At 64.5% G+C, this 17,847-nt stretch carries 15 protein-coding genes and 1 pseudogene; 9 read left to right on the top strand and 7 right to left on the bottom strand.

Annotated elements, in window-relative coordinates; all coding sequences use genetic code 11:
- Positions 1–213 precede the first annotated feature (213 nt).
- Positions 214–2,208 carry an FUSC family protein gene (locus EV679_RS16825; RefSeq protein ID WP_130487828.1) on the top strand — a complete coding sequence of 665 codons (1,995 nt, stop codon included), beginning with the start codon at positions 214–216 and terminating at the stop codon, positions 2,206–2,208.
- An 85-nt stretch (positions 2,209–2,293) separates the two neighbouring features.
- Here EV679_RS16825 and EV679_RS16820 read toward each other — a convergent pair whose 3' ends face one another.
- On the bottom strand, positions 2,294–2,962 hold the full coding sequence (locus EV679_RS16820; protein WP_068374813.1) for a 7-cyano-7-deazaguanine/7-aminomethyl-7-deazaguanine transporter: 669 nt from the start codon (positions 2,960–2,962) through the stop codon (positions 2,294–2,296).
- A gap of 256 nt (positions 2,963–3,218) precedes the next feature.
- Between EV679_RS16820 and EV679_RS16815 the strand changes: the two genes are divergently transcribed.
- The 4 genes and pseudogenes from EV679_RS16815 to EV679_RS16805 all read left to right on the top strand — a co-directional run bounded on the left by EV679_RS16815 (position 3,219) and on the right by EV679_RS16805 (position 6,028).
- Positions 3,219–4,655: an SLC13 family permease gene (locus EV679_RS16815; protein ID WP_202969572.1), complete on the top strand. Its 1,437-nt coding sequence runs from the start codon at positions 3,219–3,221 to the stop codon at positions 4,653–4,655.
- Positions 4,656–4,698: 43 nt separating this feature from the next.
- Positions 4,699–4,821: pseudogene (locus EV679_RS18080) on the top strand (LysR family transcriptional regulator); the annotation flags it as partial.
- Positions 4,822–5,059: 238 nt separating this feature from the next.
- Positions 5,060–5,605 (top strand): substrate-binding domain-containing protein, encoded by a 546-nt coding sequence (locus EV679_RS17760; protein WP_207224961.1) that lies wholly within the window; start codon positions 5,060–5,062, stop codon positions 5,603–5,605.
- Between the two features lie 57 nt (positions 5,606–5,662).
- Positions 5,663–6,028: a glyoxalase superfamily protein gene (locus EV679_RS16805; protein ID WP_068374575.1), complete on the top strand. Its 366-nt coding sequence runs from the start codon at positions 5,663–5,665 to the stop codon at positions 6,026–6,028.
- A gap of 50 nt (positions 6,029–6,078) precedes the next feature.
- On the opposite strand, the gene EV679_RS16800 is transcribed toward EV679_RS16805, so the two are convergent.
- The 4 genes from EV679_RS16800 to fghA all read right to left on the bottom strand — a co-directional run bounded on the left by EV679_RS16800 (position 6,079) and on the right by fghA (position 9,904).
- Positions 6,079–6,687 carry a nucleotidyltransferase domain-containing protein gene (locus tag EV679_RS16800; protein ID WP_130487827.1) on the bottom strand — a complete coding sequence of 203 codons (609 nt, stop codon included), beginning with the start codon at positions 6,685–6,687 and terminating at the stop codon, positions 6,079–6,081.
- A 126-nt stretch (positions 6,688–6,813) separates the two neighbouring features.
- A complete protein-coding gene (radA, locus tag EV679_RS16795) occupies positions 6,814–8,181 on the bottom strand; it encodes a DNA repair protein RadA (protein WP_130487826.1) in 1,368 nt (455 codons plus the stop codon).
- Positions 8,182–8,197: 16 nt separating this feature from the next.
- Entirely contained in the window at positions 8,198–8,923 is a 726-nt protein-coding gene (locus EV679_RS16790; protein ID WP_068374565.1) for an SDR family oxidoreductase, read from the bottom strand.
- Between the two features lie 123 nt (positions 8,924–9,046).
- Positions 9,047–9,904 carry an S-formylglutathione hydrolase gene (gene fghA, locus EV679_RS16785; RefSeq protein WP_068374562.1) on the bottom strand — a complete coding sequence of 286 codons (858 nt, stop codon included), beginning with the start codon at positions 9,902–9,904 and terminating at the stop codon, positions 9,047–9,049.
- Positions 9,905–10,076: 172 nt separating this feature from the next.
- Between fghA and hpnC the strand changes: the two genes are divergently transcribed.
- The 3 genes from hpnC to hpnE are packed head-to-tail and all read left to right on the top strand — an operon-like array spanning position 10,077 to position 13,185.
- Positions 10,077–10,913: a squalene synthase HpnC gene (gene hpnC, locus EV679_RS16780; RefSeq protein WP_068374559.1), complete on the top strand. Its 837-nt coding sequence runs from the start codon at positions 10,077–10,079 to the stop codon at positions 10,911–10,913.
- Positions 10,910–11,782: a presqualene diphosphate synthase HpnD gene (gene hpnD, locus EV679_RS16775; protein WP_127774692.1), complete on the top strand. Its 873-nt coding sequence runs from the start codon at positions 10,910–10,912 to the stop codon at positions 11,780–11,782. Before hpnC ends, hpnD begins: the two co-directional genes overlap by 4 nt.
- Positions 11,779–13,185, top strand: coding sequence for a hydroxysqualene dehydroxylase HpnE (gene hpnE / locus EV679_RS16770; protein ID WP_068374553.1), 1,407 nt, complete (start codon positions 11,779–11,781; stop codon positions 13,183–13,185). The genes hpnD and hpnE overlap by 4 nt, the downstream gene beginning before the upstream one ends.
- A 176-nt stretch (positions 13,186–13,361) precedes the next feature.
- On the opposite strand, the gene thrC is transcribed toward hpnE, so the two are convergent.
- Positions 13,362–14,771 (bottom strand): threonine synthase, encoded by a 1,410-nt coding sequence (gene thrC, locus EV679_RS16765; protein ID WP_130487825.1) that lies wholly within the window; start codon positions 14,769–14,771, stop codon positions 13,362–13,364.
- A complete protein-coding gene (locus EV679_RS16760; RefSeq protein WP_068374547.1) occupies positions 14,768–16,069 on the bottom strand; it encodes a homoserine dehydrogenase in 1,302 nt (433 codons plus the stop codon). Before EV679_RS16760 ends, thrC begins: the two co-directional genes overlap by 4 nt.
- Positions 16,070–16,628: 559 nt before the next feature.
- On the opposite strand from EV679_RS16760, the gene EV679_RS16750 reads away from it, so the two are divergent.
- On the top strand, positions 16,629–17,672 hold the full coding sequence (locus EV679_RS16750; RefSeq protein ID WP_068374545.1) for a L,D-transpeptidase: 1,044 nt from the start codon (positions 16,629–16,631) through the stop codon (positions 17,670–17,672).
- Positions 17,673–17,847 lie beyond the last annotated feature (175 nt).

Below are 17,847 nucleotides of genomic sequence, written 5' to 3'. Positions count from 1 at the left end.
GGGTTCAGCGAGCCGATATTTTTCCTTTCCTGACACCCCCTCCGGCCAGGGGACAGGATTTGCCCTGGCCGCCTATTGCCCGCTGCAACGTAGCCGGTATGATGGCGGTGCACCACCTTCGCGCGCAGCCAGGACCGCCACACGGCCCTGGGCCCGCGAGCCCCGGCTCGCCGCCTGGCACCTGCCACCCATTCTTTTTCCGGAAGACGTCGCATGCCGCAAGCTGCATCATCCGCCCGCCCTGCCATCCGGCCCAATCCATGGCTCAGGGAACTGACTACCCTCAAGCCCGCCCACTGGCGCTGGGGCGTTTCCATCCGCGCCGCCATCGGCATGGGCCTGCCCCTGGCGCTGGGCATCGTCTTCGATCAACTCGCCGCCAGCCTGTGGATCGCCATGGGCTCTCTGCTGCAAGCCAGTGCGGAACGCGAGGGTCCCTACAAGGCCATCTTCTGGAAAATCGCCATCTCCGCTCCCATGGGCGCGGCGGGATGCCTACTGGGCTACCTGAGCGATTACTCCTGGGGCGTGGTGACGGTCACCATGGTATGCGCTGCCTTCATCGGCAGCATTATCAGCAGCTACAGTGCCGCGCTGTCCTCCGGCAGCCTGCAGGCGCTGGTCATGGGCACCGTCATGACCGGCAATGGCCACATCGGCCCGGATTTCTGGCTGCCGGCCCTGATGCTGCTGGCCGGCAATGCCTTCTACGCGCTGATGCTGGGCGTGGAGGCGCTATGCTTCCGGCAACGTTCACAGCGCGCCATGCTCGCCGCCCTGACACAGGCGCTGCGCGCACTGGCGCTGGCCCGTGCGGATAAACAGGACACCGACGCGGCACGGCGTCAGGTCACAGACCGGCTCAGCGTGCTCTATGCCCAGATGCTCCAGATTCGCGCCCATGCGCAAGGACGCAACCCCCTGACCGAACGCACCGCCGCCTCGCTGCAGCGCTTCGACAACCTGTTCGCCTGCATCATGGCTTGCCAGGATGCCGACACCCTGAGGCGCGCCGCCGAGCAACTGCAGCCCATCGGCCAGGCGCTGGCCCACGGCACAAGGGCACCGGCGAGCACCGCCTGTCCCCAGGACCCCGCCTTGCTGCGGGCGGTCCAGGCACTGTATGACTCCTTCTGGAACAGCGCTGCGCCCGCCAAAAAGCCGGCTTCCGGCGTGACGCAGGCGCCGGCGCAAGCCCGCGAGAGCCGGCTGCGCATCCTGCTGGACCGCCTGACCCCTGGCCGGGCTACCATCGCATCCGCACTGGCGCTTTCCCTGTGCGTCGCCATCGGTTTTTCGCTGCACTGGATAGATGCCAAAAGCCATTGGTACTGGGTGCCGATGACCATCCTCATCATCATGAAACCGGATTTCGGCTCCATTTTCGCGCGCACCATCCTACGCAGCATAGGCACCAGCATCGGCGTCATCCTTGGCGCCATCCTGCTGGCCGTGCTCGAACCCGGCCCCAGCTTCGTCATCGTCATGACACTCATCGCCATCACTCTTCCCTGGGCCTCGCAACGCTCCTATGCCATGTACACGCTGGCGCTGACGCCGCTGGTGTTGGTGCTGATCGACTTCGTCACCCCGGAAACGCACGGCATCAACTACGCCGCATTGCGCCTGGTGGATACGCTGCTGGGCGGACTCATCGTCCTGGTATTCGGCTATGCCATCTGGCCCAAGCGCCATGAGCGCCAACTTGTACAGGCCTTCCGCGAGGCGCGCAAGGCCATTGCCGCCTACCTGCGCGCCTGCCTGCCCGATCCCGGGCAAGCGCAGGATAACCAGCAGGCCAGCGCCTGCCGCCGCACAGCCTATGGCGCCCTGGCGGACATCCGCCTGCAATTGCAGAAGTCGCTGACCGAACCACCACCTGCCGGGCCCGAGGCAGCTGCCTGGTTCCCGCTGATCACCAGCGCCGAACGGATCTGCGATGCCATTACCGGCTACTGCGCAGTGGCCAGCGAACAGCCCGATCCCGGCCAGCGCGCCGAACTGGAACGCCTGGCCGGCCTGCTTGCCACAGCCTCGCATGCCGAGGGCAGCCAGATCATCAGTGACAACGCCATGGCAAACGCACCGCTCGACGGCTCGCCGGAATCTGCGCTCATCAGCACTATCCGCAGTGAAATGGCGCATATCCACAACTTCGCCGAGGCCGCCCCCGACACCGCGCCAAAGGCCACCCCGGTCAGCACCTGACAATCTGGCCCGGGCAAGTGCGACGACATGCACAAGCCCCAACGCGGGCCGCGTGACGCACGATTACCGTGCGCCACACCAGGCCTCAGGCGGCAGAGCCCGCCAGTTTTTCCTGCTTGAAGGAACGCAGGATGGCATTGAGCATGATGCCGTACAGCGGCACGAACATCAGCAGGCTGACCGCAAGCTTGATGAAGTAATCCACCACTGCAATTTCCACCCAGTTTGCAGCCATGAACGGATTGCTGCTGCGCCAGAACGCAATGGAAAAAAACGCAGCAGTGTCCAGCGCCTGGCCGACGATTCCCGATGCCGTAGGAGCAACCCACCAGGCCACATTGCCGCGACGGATGCGGTCGAACACCTGGATATCCAGCAACTGCCCCAGCACATAGGCGGCAAAGCTCGCCAGCGCGATGCGGAACACGAAGCTGTTGAATTCCCCCAGCGCAGCAAAGCCGCTGAACGCGCCGTCATGAAACAGCACGGACACAATATAAGATGCGACCAACGCCGGCAGCATGGTACGGGCAATGACGCTGCGCGCAGCCTGCTTGCCGATCAGACGCACAGTCAGGTCGGTGGCCAGGAATATGAAGGGAAAACTGAATGCGCCCCAGGTGCTGTGAAAACCGAACAGCGAAATGGGCAATTGCACCAGGTAATTGCTGGCAATGATCACCAGCACATGAAAGGCCACCAGCAATGCCAGCGACAAGGACGCCCGCGAGCGCGGGTCGGTAACAGGACTCATCATGAACCTTTTTGATGAATGGGGTAAGGGAACCCATAGAGGGAACAGCAGAAACTGCAGCCGGGAGTGTACTGGTTTTCTATCAGGCCCGCACCCTGGATCATGGCAGGCTCCCCGATATCCTGACACCCAACCCTCCAGATTTGCGATTGGACGCAGGCGCGATCCCGTTGCATAGTGGCAGGCGTTCACATGTCCACTGTTCTACGCATCCGCTATCCCGCGCTCCCGCTTCCACGCATGTACCGGCTCCGCCATGACCACCCTGCCTCCTCCCGCATCGCCACCTGCGTCCATACCCGCCACACCTGGCCCTCCCCCACCCCAGCGTCATGCAGCAGTGGCCATCATTGCGGCCGGCGCCGTGCTGGCCGGCTGGCTGGCGGCAGGCCCGCTGCCCGCTGACCAGGCCATCGCGCTGGCCCTGGCCATCTTCAGCATCGGTCTGTGGGCAAGCTCGGCCTTGCCCGAGTACCTCACTGCACTGTGTTTCTTCCTGCTGGCCATCCTGCTGAAGGTCGCACCGCCAACGGTCATTTTCTCTGGCTTCAACTCATCCACCTTCTGGCTGCTCTTCAGCGGACTCATCACCGGCGCTGCTGTCCGCCATACGGCGCTGGACCAACGCTGGGCCAACTCACTGGCCGCCCTGATGAGCCAGCGCTACGGCAGCGTCATAGGCACCATCGTCGCCTTCAGCGTAGCACTCAGTTTCGTGCTGCCGTCCTCCATCGGACGCGCCGTTCTGCTGATTCCCATCATCACCTCCCTGGCAGGCCGCCTGGGCTACGCCCCCGGCTCCAATGGCAGGACCGGCATGCTCCTGGCCACGGCGCTGGGCACCCACATTCCTGCCTTTACCATTCTGCCTGCCAATGTGCCCAACATGCTGATGGCCGGCACCGCCGAAACACTCTACGGCTATGCCCCCACCTACACGCAATACCTGCTGTTGCACTTTCCGGTGCTCGGCATGCTGAAATCGCTGGTGCTGGCCGGCTTGATACTCTGGCTGTTTCCGGCCGGCCCGGCTCACCCCGACGGACAAATCCGCCGCGCCCGCACTTCTCCCACGCCACCACAACGCCGCCTGATGATCGCCCTGGCGCTGTGCCTGGCATTCTGGATGACGGACTCGCTGCACCACATCGCCCCGGCCTGGATCAGCATGGCGGCTGGCACCTATTTCCTCTGGCCAGGCTCAGGCCTGACCAGCAAACGCTGCATCAATGAAGAAATCAATATGGGTTCGCTGCTGTTCATCGGCGGGGTCATGGGACTGGGCGCCATCGTCGCCGCCACCGGCCTGGGTGGCGCGCTGGTCGAGGCTGCCGGCACCTATGTCGGCCTGGGCGATGGCGCCGCCTGGCAGAAAGTCGCCATGCTGGGGGGCATAGGCACGCTGGTGGCGCTGTTCACCACCCTGCCCGGCGTGCCTGCCATCATGACGCCCCTGGCGGCATCCCTGTCGGATACCACCGGCCTGCCCATCGCCACCGTCCTGATGAGCCAGGTCCTGGCCTTTTCCAATGTCATCCTGCCCTATCAATCACCGCCGCTGCTGGTCGCCATCCAACTAGGTAAAATCGACCTGCGCGCCGCCACCCGCATCTGCCTGGCGTTGGCAGCCGTCACCTTGCTGGTGCTGACCCCGCTGGATCTCCTGTGGTGGCACCTGCTGGGCTGGATATGATCACCTGCCTGCTTGCCTGGCCGCTCCTGCCATCGACACCGCCATGGATATCTATCAGCTACGCACCTTTCTCGCGGTCGCCCGCGAAGGCAGCATCACACGGGCAGCCGATCAATTGTTCCTGAGCCAGCCGGCCATCAGCGCGCACATCAAATCGCTGGAAGAAGAACTTGAACTGCTGCTGTTCGAACGTACGCCACGCGGCATGAGCCTGACGCCGGCAGGCGTCAGCCTGTACACCCGGGCCGAACAGCTGCTGGCCTTGCACCACGACATGCTGGACGAAGCGCGGCGCCTGCGCGGCACTCTCAACGGCAGACTGCGCCTGGGACTGACCAGCGCCGCCAGCGAGCCCGTGCTGGGCCCGCTGCTGGGCGCGCTGGCGGCCCGCTACCCAGCCAGCCGTGGAGCTAGACCTGCAATACGCCACATCGGTCGAAATCCTGCAGGGCATACGCAACGGCACCCTGGATGCCGGTATTCTTGCCGATGCCGGCGTGCCCGACACCAACCTGGCCCGCATCGAACTGTACCGCTTCGGCATTTTTCTGGCTGCCGCGCCCGGCCTGGTGGCCCATGCAGCCCCCCCTGACTGGCAAGAGCTTGCCCGCCTGGCCTGGATCTGCCCCGGCCCCAGCACCTGCTGCGGACTGGCCGCCGAACACGTGTTCCAGACCTATGGCTTTCGGCCCGGACGGCTGTTCAATGCCGATCACGAAAACACCTCGCGCGCCCTGATCACCGGAGGCATAGGCTTGGGCTTTCTGCACGAAACCACCGCCCGCGCCGCAGAAGCGGCAGGTGAAGTCGAACTGATAGGCGGGCAAGCGCAGCACCAGGCCTGCATGGTTTTCGCCTGGCAGGCCCACCGCAATGGCGAAGCGCTGCTGGGTGCCGCCATCGAGACCGTGCACGGACTGAAGGCCGAGGGACATTGGGGTGACGCCTGACGCCAAGGCTTTCCTTTATCATGTGGCCCTGACCCGGCCAGTTCCAGGATGACCGCCATGCATATTTCCTCTGCCATCCCGCTATTGCGCATTTTCTCCGAGGAAAAAGCGCGCGAGTTCTATGTCGGTTATCTCGGTTTCACAGTGGACTGGGAACACCGCTTCCACGCGGACATGCCCCTGTATCTGCAGATACGCCGCGACGACCTCGTCTTGCACCTGACGGAACACTACGGCGACACCACGCCCGGCACCACCGTATTCATCCCGCTGCACGGCATTGAAACGCTACACGCAGAACTGGCTGCCAAGCCTTACCGCTACGCCCGACCCGGCGTGGAAAAAGTGGATTGGGGCCGCGAACTGACGCTCACCGACCCATTCGGCAACAGGCTGCGCTTTTGCGAGCAATCACACGGCTGAGGCCTCTGGCCTGAAACCCGCCACGCCAGCCGATACCGACCGCTGCCGTCTCAGCAACGGTGCAGCCAATCATGCCCTGGGTACAAGCTAGCCAGGGCATATTTCAGCCAGGCCCGCTCTGCCACCGGCATGGACGGCAGCGCATGCTCGAAATCCTGCTCGTCCTTGGCGCGCTGGTGCCTGGCCTTGAACAGCAACACGCCGGCAGGCCGCAGATAGGGAATGCCAGCTGCCGTTCGGCCCACCATTTCATGGCGCGGCCGGGTCAAGCGGGGATCGCGCTTATAGGCCCAGGTGTCCGTACTGCCCGGCTCCACCATCATGTCGGCCCGCCAGCAGCGCAGGGCATCCTCCAGGCACCATAACTGGAAAATATCCGCAGGCGGCGCGTCATCGGGCGCCAGCGCAGCCACCTGCCCATCGCCTGCCGCATAAAAGGAGATACCTGCCAGCGCCTGCCTGAACGCTGCAATATCTTCGCGCAGCACAGTGAACTCGATATCTTCGTGCTCGCGGGTCTGCCTGCCATGCCAGAGATCCAGCGCCCAGCCTCCAACCACGCACCACGGCCGTTCCACCCGTAACAGCCGTTGTGCCAGTGCTTCCGGCTGCCAGCAGTGCCAGGGGTAAGCCTCTACATCATTGCTCATGCTTGTCATGAGTCGCTTGTTTCCTGTTTCCCTTGGCACCCAAGGACCGCCTTGCGGCTGAATGAAAGCCAAATGAAGGCCGACTGGCGACCGAATAAGAGCAGGATGGGCCGATGGAGGCCGGATGAAAACGGCTCAGCGCAAACGCTCCATGGCTTCATCCAGGCGTTCCACCGGCCAGATTTCCAGCCCTTCGATGGCTTGCTTGGGTGCATTGGCCTTGGGAATCAGGGCAATGCTGAACCCGAGCTTGGCCGCCTCACGCAGGCGTTCCTGGCCACGCGGTGCAGGCCGGATTTCTCCTGCCAGGCCGACCTCGCCGAACGCAATCAGGCCTGCCGGCAGCGGCCGGTCACGCAAGGAGGAAATGATCGCCAGCAACACCGGCAAGTCGGCGGCAGGCTCGGTAATGCGCACGCCGCCCACTGCGTTGACGAACACGTCCTGGTCATGTGCGGCAATGCCCGCATGGCGGTGCAATACCGCCAGCAGCATGGCCAGGCGATTGCCCTCCAGGCCCACGCTCAGGCGGCGCGGGCTGGGTGCGTGGGAAGCGTCGACCAACGCCTGGATTTCCACCAGCAAGGGCCGGGTGCCTTCCTGCGTGGCCATCACGCAGGAACCCGCCACCTGCCGCGCATGCTGCGACAGGAACAAGGCGGAAGGATTGGCCACGCCACGCAGGCCGCGGTCGGTCATGGCGAAAACGCCCAGCTCGTTGACGGCACCGAAGCGGTTCTTGAAGGCGCGGATCAGGCGGAACGAAGAGTGCGTGTCACCCTCGAAATACAGCACGGTATCGACAATGTGTTCCAGCACGCGCGGACCAGCCAGCGCGCCATCCTTGGTCACGTGACCGATCATCACCACCGGCACGCCGGTCTGCTTGGCCTGGCGCGTCAATTGCGCGGCGCACTCCCGTACCTGCGACACCGACCCTGGTGCCGCGCTCAATTCCGGCGAATAGACGGTCTGGATGGAGTCGATCACTGCCACCGCCGGCCGCTTTTCGTTCAATGCCTGCTGGATGGCATCCAGGCGGATCTCCGCCAGCAGATCAACACCTGCGCCGCTCAGGCCCAGCCGCCGCGCGCGCAGGGCCACCTGATCGGCAGACTCTTCGCCTGTCACGTACAGCACGCGCTCGTTCTGTGCCATGGCCGATAGCGCCTGCAGCAGCAGGGTGGATTTACCAATGCCCGGGTCGCCACCGATCAACACGACTGCACCCGCCACCAACCCGCCGCCCAGCACGCGATCGAACTCAGCCAGGCCGGTAGGCAGGCGCGGCAATTCGCGTGCTTCGATCTCTTCGAGGCTGCGCACCGGCGCCGTTCCTGCCAAGGAGGCATAACGATGCCCGCCCGCCGGTTCGGCCACGGATTCGACCAGCGTATTCCAGGCATTGCAGTGCGGGCATTGCCCTTGCCATTTGGGCGTACTGCCGCCGCACTCGGTACATTGGAAGACCGTTTTCTGGCGGCTGGCCGATTTACTTGCCATGAAAATTCCCGAAACCTCAGAACGTGGGGCGGCGCAAGCCTGCGCCGCCATCTACTGCGATGACCTGGCCCGTCATGAAGGCGCTTTCGCGCTGCAACAGGAATGCGACGACCCCTGCCACTTCCTCCGCTGCGCCCAGGCGCCCCAGCGGCAACTGCGCCAGGGCCTGCTTTTCAGCCTCCGAACCTAGCGGATGGCGTTCGCGGAAATCCTCGGTTTCCACCGGGCCGGCCAACACGGCATTGACCGTCACGCCGGCATCCGCCAACTCCAGCGCCCAGGCGCGGGTGCAGGCAGCCAGTGCAGCGCTGGCGACCGCATAGGCCGTTGATTCCGTCGCCTGTCCCCACCAGCCGTGATGGCAGACATTGACAATGCGGCCGGCGCGGCGCACGCGCATGTTTTCCTGCAGGGCCTGGGTGACCTGCAGCGCAGTGCGCACATTGCGATCGAACACATCGTACAGATCCGTCAACGACACTTCACCCAGGGGCGCTGGCACGTTCAGGCCGGTATTATTGACGATGGCGTCGATAGGATATTTTTCGCGAATGGCGCGCAGCATATCGGCCATGCGACCGGCATCGTGGGGCGGACACTGGTAGAGGATGCCGGGAAACTCGATGGGCTCCTCGTCGCCAGCCACACCCACCACATGGCAGCCGCGATCGGCCAGCAGCCGGGAAATGGCCCAACCCACGCCGGAACAGGCATCCGTCACCAGTACACAAAGCCCCTTCATTGCATCGCTCCTTTTTGCGCCGCCATTAGTCGTGTCGTCATCTATCGTGCCGCCATCATTCTATTCCCTGGCCGCCGCGCGGCGAGAGGCGGCAGCCGCCGGCGGCGTGCCGGACCGCCATCCTCAGCCAGCCAGGACGCGCGCATGATGCGCCATATGGCCGTCAATGAAAGTGGAAATGAAATAGTAGCCGTGGTCATAACCCTCGCGCCGGTTCAACACCAAGGGCTGGCCAGCCTCGGCGCAGGCCTGCTCGAACAGGTGAGGATGGAGTTGCTCCTGCAGGAAGCCGTCCTCCGTGCCCTGGTCGATCAGGATACCTTCGGGAAACACGCTGCGGCCTGCGGCACGGATCAGTTCTGTCGCATCGTAGCGCGCCCAGGCGGAGCGGTCCTCGCCCAGATAGGCGCCCAGCGCCTTGTGCCCCCAAGGGCATTGAGAAGGCGCAGCCACCGGCGCGAAGGCCGACACGGAGCGAAACACGCCAGGATTACGCAAGGCCAGCACCAACGCGCCATGGCCGCCCATGGAATGCCCGAAAATACCCATACGTGCGGGATCGCCATTGAACTGCTGCTGCACTAATGGCACCAGTTCCTTCACGATATAGCTGTCCATACGGTAATGCGCGGACCACGGCGCCTGGGTCGCGTCCAGGTAGAACCCCGCCCCGGTGCCGAAATCCCAGCTATCGTCCTCGCCCGGCACGCCTGCGCCGCGCGGACTCGTATCCGGCGTCACCAGGATGATGCCGGCCTGGGCTGCCAGGCGCTGTGCGCCCGCCTTGATCATGAAGGTTTCCTCCGTGCAGGTCAGCCCCGCCAGGAAGAACAGGACGGGCAATTTGCCGCCGGCTGCCGCCTGCGGCGGCAGATACACGGAAAAGCGCATCGGCAGGCCGATTTCCGCCGAGGCATGACGGTAATAGCGTTGGCTGCCCTCGAAGGCGCGATGCTGCGACAACAACTCCAGGTCGGACATATCTTCCTCCGGTTTTCATCTTCGGCAGGATAGTACCGCAGTTGCCAAAGGGGATAGTGTCGCCTTGTTCGCTGCATGCCCTAGGGGCGATTGGCGCCAGCCGGTACAATATCGCGCTGCCGCGCCCTATCCTGCTCCCTGTAGCGCCTATGTAGCGCCCCTGTACCTGCCCATGGCTGTCGGACATTACGAAAACTTTCCCGTCGCATCCCTGCTGCTGCCGCGCCGATTGCGCCCGGCCGTGCGGGCGATCTATCGCTTCGCACGCAGCGCCGACGATATCGCCGACGAAGGCCAGGCGTCCGCCGATGAACGGCGAGCTGCCCTGCATGCCTACAGCCAGGCGTTATCCGCCTGTGAACGCGGGCAGGTGGAACAGGTGCCTGCGCCCCTGGCCCCAATCTTTCAGCCGCTGGCGCAGGCCATGACCGAGCACCACCTGCCATGGCAGGCCTGCCACGACCTGCTATCCGCCTTCGAACAGGATGTCTGTACGCTGCGGTATGGTACGCAAGCGGCCCTGCTGGATTACTGCAGGCGCTCTGCCAATCCGGTCGGCCGCCTGATGCTTGGGCTCTATCGCCATCCGGGAGACGCCACCGCGCTGGCTCAGGCCGATGCCATCTGCACCGGACTGCAATTGACCAATTTCTGCCAGGACGTCGCCATCGACTGGGACCGGGGCCGGCTCTATATTCCACTTGACGAACTGGCCGCCCATGGCCTGACAGACCGCGCCGTGCGCGCGCTGCCGGAACAGCGCAACCTGCCTGTCTGGCAGGCCCTGATGGCCGGACAGACTGCCAGGGCACGCCGCCTGCTGCAGGCCGGCGCACCCTTGCCACGCACCCTGGGCGGGCGCATCGGCTGGGAATTGCGACTGGTCATACAAGGCGGTCTACGTATACTTGAGCGCGTAGATGCCGCGCGCGGCAATGTTTTCGATCATCGTCCCGTTCTGGGTGCCCGTGACTGGGCCCTCATGTTCTGGCGTACCCTAGCACCATGACACCCGACGAATACTGCCAGGACAAGGCCGCGCGCAGCGGCTCCAGCTTCTATTACGCCTTCCTGTTCCTGCCGCCGGAACGGCGCCGCGCCATCATTGCGCTGTATGCGCTATGCCGCGAACTGGACGATGTGGTCGATGAAGTCAGCGACCCTGGCCTGGCCCGGGTCAAGCTGGGATGGTGGCGCACCCAGCTTGCCGCCATGTACGACGGCAAGCCTGACCACCCTGTCACAAAGGCGCTGCAGCCCCACCTGCAGCCCTACAACATCGACCAGACGCGCCTGGAAGCGATTGTCGACGGCATGGAGATGGACCTGGACCAGAACCGTTATCTGGACTGGGCCGGGCTGCGCAAATACTGTTGGCACGCCGCCGGCGTCGTCGGTGAACTCTCGGCGGGAATCTTCGGCTATCAAGATCCATCCACCCTGGTCTATGCGGAAAAACTCGGGCTGGCCTTCCAGCTCACCAATATCCTGCGCGACGTGGGCGACGACGCCAGGCGCGGCCGCATCTACCTGCCCATCAACGACATGCAGCAGCACGGCGTGCGCGCGGCGGACATCCTCAATGGCAACGAAACCGAGGAATTCCGCCAGCTGATGCGCTTCGAAGCCGCCCGGGCACGCCAGTTCTACCGCGAAGCGGTGGAGGCACTGCCCGAAAGCGACCGGCGTGCGCAACGCCCCGGCCTGCTCATGGCCGCCATCTACCATGCGCTGCTCGAAGAACTGGAACGCGACAACTGGCAAGTGCTGCACCAGCGCATTTCCCTGACGCCCCTGCGCAAGCTCTGGCTGGCCTGGAGTACCTGGGTCGGCGGCGGCAAGCGGCTCATCCGCCGGTTGCGCAAGCTGCAATCATGAAGGTCGCCGTCGTCGGCGGCGGTTGGGCCGGGCTGTCGGCAGCTCTGACGTTACGCCAGGCCGGCGTCGCGCATGTCAGCGTCTTCGAGGCCGGCCCCCGGCCTGGCGGACGGGCCCGCCGCATCGACCATCCGGACTTTCCGGCCGGTCTGGACAACGGCCAGCACATCCTGCTGGGCGCCTATCGCGACAGCCTGGCGCTGATCGAACACCTGGCCAGCCAAACTGCCAACAGCCAGCGGGCACGCCTGCACCGCTACCCCCTGCATCTGGAAAGCCTGGATGGCCATTTCCGGCTGCACGCCCCCGGGCGCTGGCCCGCCCCGCTGAATGTCATCCTGGCGCTGGCCAGCGCCCGGGGACTGAGCCTGGCCGCCCGCGGGCAGGCCGTGCGCCTGATGCTGGCGCTGCGGCGCTGGGGCTGGCAGGTTCCCATCGAATGGAGTGTCGACCAATTGCTGGCGCGCCTGCGCCAAGGCAGCGAACTGCGGCAACGCCTCTGGCATCCGCTCTGTCTGGCGGCCCTGAATACCCCCGTGCAACAGGCCAGCGCCGCCCTTTTCGCCAGAATTCTACGTGATGGGCTTGCTGAGGAACGCCAGGCCAGTGACCTGCTGCTGCCCGGCTGCGACCTGGGCGAGCTCTGGCCGGATGCCGCCATCCGCCAGGTAGACTGGCGGCCCGGCAACGCAATCACGGCCATCGAGCACACGCCTGACGGCTGGCGGCTCCTGCGTGCGAGCGCCCACACCGACGATGCCGCGCCCGCCGGCGGACATGAAACCGGCGCGCCCTACGACGCCCTGATCCTGGCTGTGCCCCCGCCACAGGCGGCCCGCCTGCTCCATCCCCTGCCTGGCAGGCCAGGCTCGGCACGCCTGTTGCAAACCCTGGCGGTTTTCGATTTCGAGGCGATCGCCACCCTGAACCTGAAACTGGCCGCCCCCTGGCAACTGCCCTTCCCGATGATGCAGCTGGACGACCAGGATGGCCGCCAACCCGGCCATTGGATCTTCGACAGGGCCAACCTGACCGGCAGGCCCGAATGCGGCGAACTCAGCATCGTCGGCAGCGTCGCCGGCCCCTTCCTGGAAGCAGGCCGGGAAGCCCTGGCGCAAGCCATGGATGCCCAGTGGCGCCGGCAGTGGCAGGCTCGCACTACCTCATCCCGCATCGGGCAGCCCGCGCCTGCGGCACCGCCCGCCACGCTGGCCCATGCCTTGGTGGTGGAAAAACGCGCGACCTTCAGTGCCCGTCCAGGCCTGGCTCGCCCTGGGGCCGTCAGCCCCTGGCCCGGACTGTACCTGGCAGGAGACTGGACCGACACCGGCTACCCCGGGGTACTGGAAGGCGCAGTGCGCAGCGGCCAGGAAGCCGCCAGGCGCCTGCTGCGCATGGCCTGAAAGCGATTCCGGGCGCCAGCCACCCCGATATTCGCGCCGCCTGTGCCGCCATTGCGCGGGCAAGCCGAATGCCACCTCCGGGACATAAAAAAATCTCCTGAGAACAAACTGTCCCCAGGAGATTTCTTTCATCCCGGCCAGCCATAGGGCCGCCCGGAGGTCTGCCGGAATCCGGTTTACAGCTGCGCGCGCGCCATCACGTACTGGCGCACTGCCTCGGCGTCGTTGTCCAGCACATCGACACGCTGCGGGCGGTTTTCCAGATCGGCCAGCGCGGGCGGCAGCGGCGCGCTGCGGCCCAGGGCTTCTTCCAGCGTTTCCGAAAACTTGGCAGGCAGCGCCGTTTCCAGCACCAGCATGGGAATGCCTGGCTCCACATACTGGCGTGCCACGTGCAGGCCATCGGCCGTGTGCGGATCTATCATCAGACCATCGGCAGAGAAAACGCTGCGGATCGTGGACAGACGGTCGCCATGCGAGCTGGCACCGGCCACGAAACCATATTCGGACTCAAAGCGCGGCAGTTCCGCCGACAGGTCGAACTGGCCGGTCTTGGCCAGTTCGCGCCAGAGATCCGCCACGCGGGCGCCATCACGTCCGACCAGATCGAACACGAAGCGCTCGAAATTCGACGCGCGCGAAATATCCATGGACGGGCTGGACGTCTTGTAGGTATGGACGGCGTCGCGCGGACGGTAGATGCCAGAGCGGAAAAACTCTTCCAGCACGTTGTTTTCGTTGGTCGCCACCACCAGGCGACGCACCGGCAGGCCCATGCTGCGGGCGATGTGGCCCGACAGCACGTTGCCGAAATTGCCCGACGGCACGGCAAACGAAACCTGCTGGCCGGGGCCACTCGTTGCCTTGAGCCAGCCATGGAAGTAATACACCACCTGGGCAGCGATGCGCGCCCAGTTGATCGAGTTCACCGCTCCCAGGCGATACTTGGACTTGAACTCCAGATCGCCGGCCAGGGCCTTGACGATATCCTGGCAATCATCAAACACGCCATTGACGGCAATGTTGTGAATGTTGGCGTCCTGCAGCGAGAACATCTGCGCACGCTGAAAGGCGCTCATGCGGCCATGCGGCGACAGCATGAACACCTGCACGCCGCGCTTGCCGCGCAAGGCGTATTCGGCAGCAGAGCCCGTGTCGCCGGAAGTCGCTCCCAGAATATTGAGCGTGGTGCCGCGCTGGGTCAGCACATACTCGAACACCTGGCCCAGGAACTGCATGGCCATGTCCTTGAAGGCCAGCGTCGGCCCTTCGGACAGGCCCAACAGGGAAATGCCTTCACTCAACGGACGCAAGGGCACGACTTCATCATCGGCAAACACGCCAGGCGCATAGGCAGCGTGCACCAGGCGTTCCAGTTCAGCGACCGGAATGTCGTCGGCAAACAGACCCAGCACCTTGACGGCCAGCGCCGGGTAGGACAGACCACGCCAGGATTCCAGCGTATCCGCGTCAAGGCGCGGCAATTGCTCGGGAATGGCCAGCCCGCCGTCCGGCGCCAGGCCTTCAAGCAGGATGTCAGAAAAGCTTTGCGGCGCCATGCCGCCACGGGTAGAGATATATTTCATTTCAGGTTTTCCAGGCGCAGGCGAGTCACGCGGGAATGCACGAAGGGCAGTTGTTCGATGCTGGCGATGGCCTCATCCACATTGCGTTCCACCGCTTCATGCGTCAGGAAGATAATGGTTGCGCCATCTTCCGCCGGTTCCTGGATCATGGAGCCGATGGAGATGCCTGCGCGCGACAGGATACCGGCGATATCGGCCAGCACACCCGGCTGATCCTGCACCTTCAGGCGCAAATAATAAGCGGTATGGACTTCGCTGATCGGCAGAATGGGCAGATCGGACAGCGCATCGGGCTGGAAGGCCAGGTGCGGCACACGGTTGTGAGGGTCTGCGGTATGCAGGCGGGTCACGTCGACCAGGTCGGCAATCACGGCAGACGCCGTGGGTTCCGCGCCTGCGCCCTGGCCGTAATAAAGCGTCGCGCCCACGGCATCGCCCCAGACCAGTACTGCATTCATCGCGCCCTCGACATTGGCCAGCAGCCGTTGCGCCGGCACCAGGGCGGGATGCACACGCAATTCGATGCCATCGGCACGGCGGCGCGTCACACCCAGCAGCTTGATGCGGTAGCCCAGGCGCTCTGCATGGACGATGTCTTCCTGCTCCAGCTTGCTGATGCCTTCGATGTGCGCCTTGTCGAACTGCACCGGCACCCCGAACGCCAGCGACGCCAGCAAGGTCAGTTTGTGCGCGGCATCCACGCCTTCGACGTCGAAGGTGGGGTCGGCTTCGGCATAGCCCAGGCGCTGCGCCTCGGCCAACACGGTCGCGAAAGGCAGGCCCTTGCTGCGCATTTCGGACAGGATGAAGTTGGTCGTGCCGTTGATGATGCCGGCCAACCAGCCGATGCGGTTGGCGGTCAGGCCTTCGCGAATCGCCTTGATGATGGGGATGCCCCCAGCGACGGCGGCCTCGAAGGTCACCATCACGCCGCGCTTGGACGCGGCAGCGAAAATTTCGTTGCCATGCACGGCCAGCAAGGCCTTGTTGGCCGTGACGACATGCTTGCCCTGTGCGATGGCTTCCAGCACCAGCTCACGTGTGAGCGTGGAACCGCCGATGAGCTCGACCACGATGTCGATCGCGGGGTCGCGTACGACGGCGTAGGGATCGGCAGTCACCGTCACGTCACCATCGACCCGGGCACGGGCCTTGGCCACATCGCGCACGGCAATCGCCGCCACTTCAATGCGGCGCCCTGCCCGGCGCGAGATTTCCTCGCCATTGCGGCGCAGGACATCCCAGACGCCGCCGCCCACCACTCCCAGGCCCAGCAGGCCGACTTTTATTGGTTTCATCTCAACAGACCATCCTTGCGAAACATTTCCTTGATACCGCGTACGGCCTGGCGGATACGCTGCTCGCTTCCAGGATGCGCACTGACATCAAAACATCGGTTACTACGGGTGCGGCAAGCTGCCGTACCTGTGTGTTCTTGCCTTGCTGCCCGCCCTTCAGCCCCCCTCAGCCATCCAATGGCTGTCCTGGCACCGACCTCAGGCCAGTAACAGACACCTTCAGGCCACCTGTCACGCCTGCGTTCCGGCGTTTTCGTGCAAACGCGCCAAGGGCCGCGCACAAAACCCAACTTTTCCGGACAATCCGCGCAATCCGGTGCAAACGGTGCATGGACAAGGAAGTTAGCGACAGGATCAGGCAAGAAACCGGATGACGGATTTTACGACGCCGCTCATGCCGAATCCATTAATCTAGCGCATGGTTGCCTGCTCGGCAAATGAACTGGCAACCTTACTGCCAGCCCGGGCCAAATCCCGCACCGGTCTGTCGCGGCCGGGCATCATAGTCTGATACAGACAGGCCTCCAATAACCTTTTTCCTCATGCTAGGCTTGTCGCCATGGACAAGACACCGCAACGCCGCCGACTTCTCGCCCAGGCCGCCGCGCTCGGCCTGGTTTCCCTGTTGCCGATTGGCTCGGTATTCGCCGCCGCGCCCGGCACCGTACCGGCCGGCAAACCGCAATTGCGCCCAGGAGACTTCTACTGGCACCCGGAAATCGCGCCAGCAGGCCCGCTGATCGTCCTGGTCAGCCTGGATGAACAGCGTCTCTATGTCTACCGCAACGGCATCGCCATTGCTGCCTCCACCATCAGCTCCGGCAAGGAAGGCCATGAAACGCCAACAGGCGTCTTCACCATCCTGCAAAAATCCAAGGATCACCGCTCCAACCTGTACAACAACGCGCCCATGCCCTACATGCAGCGGCTGACCTGGGATGGCATCGCCCTGCACGGCGGCTCTCTGCCGGGCTACCCGGCCTCGCACGGCTGCGTCCGGCTGCCCCACAAATTCGCGCAGAAACTGTTCTCTGAAACACGGCGCGGCGATACCGTGGTGGTCAGCAATGCCAAGGTGAACCCGGCCGCCATTGCCTATCCCGCGTTGCTGGCGCCGGTTTCCAGTGATCCGTCCCAGTTGCCGGCTGCGCTGGTCGCCAGTTTCGAAAGCGGCGAATTCTGGGACCCCAGTCTCGCCCCCGATTCCGGGCCCGTCAATGTCCTGGCAAGCCTGGCCGAACAGCGCGTCTATGTCCTGCGCGACGGCATCGTCATCGGCGCCGCACCGCTGGTGGCTGCGCCGGAAGCACGTTTCGAAGGCACCTTGCTGCTGGTCATGGGAGAGGAAATCCTCAACGAGCCCAGCCCGCTGGACCCGCAGCGCCAGCGCCATCACTGGACCAGCTATGCGCTGCTGGGTAATCCGCCAGCCTTGCAGACGCTGGAAGACGGCATCAAGGCGCCCCCCGAATTCATGCAACAGCTCTACAGCGTCCTGAAGCCGGGCACGACCATCCTGGTCACCAGCCTGCCAGCCATCCGCCCCGAGCCCCTGCCCCCCGGCGCAGCGCCACCTGCACGCATTCTGGAATCCGACTACTGAAAGTGGCGGCCCCAGCGCTTAGCAGCCTGCCCGAATAGCGTGCTCGTTCGGTCACACATGACACCCGCTTGCCCCCTGCCGGCATTAGGCTATGCCTGTTCGCCCTGCCAGGAGGCAATATGTCTCGTCCAGCATCCTCGTTCGTAGTGCTGCCAGCAGCCCTGCCTGCTGTTCT

The organism is Kerstersia gyiorum (assembly GCF_004216755.1).
Taxonomy (GTDB): Bacteria; Pseudomonadota; Gammaproteobacteria; order Burkholderiales; family Burkholderiaceae_B; genus Kerstersia; species Kerstersia gyiorum.
Note: the sequence above shows the minus strand (reverse complement) of the source record. Positions and strands in the feature narration are given on the sequence as shown.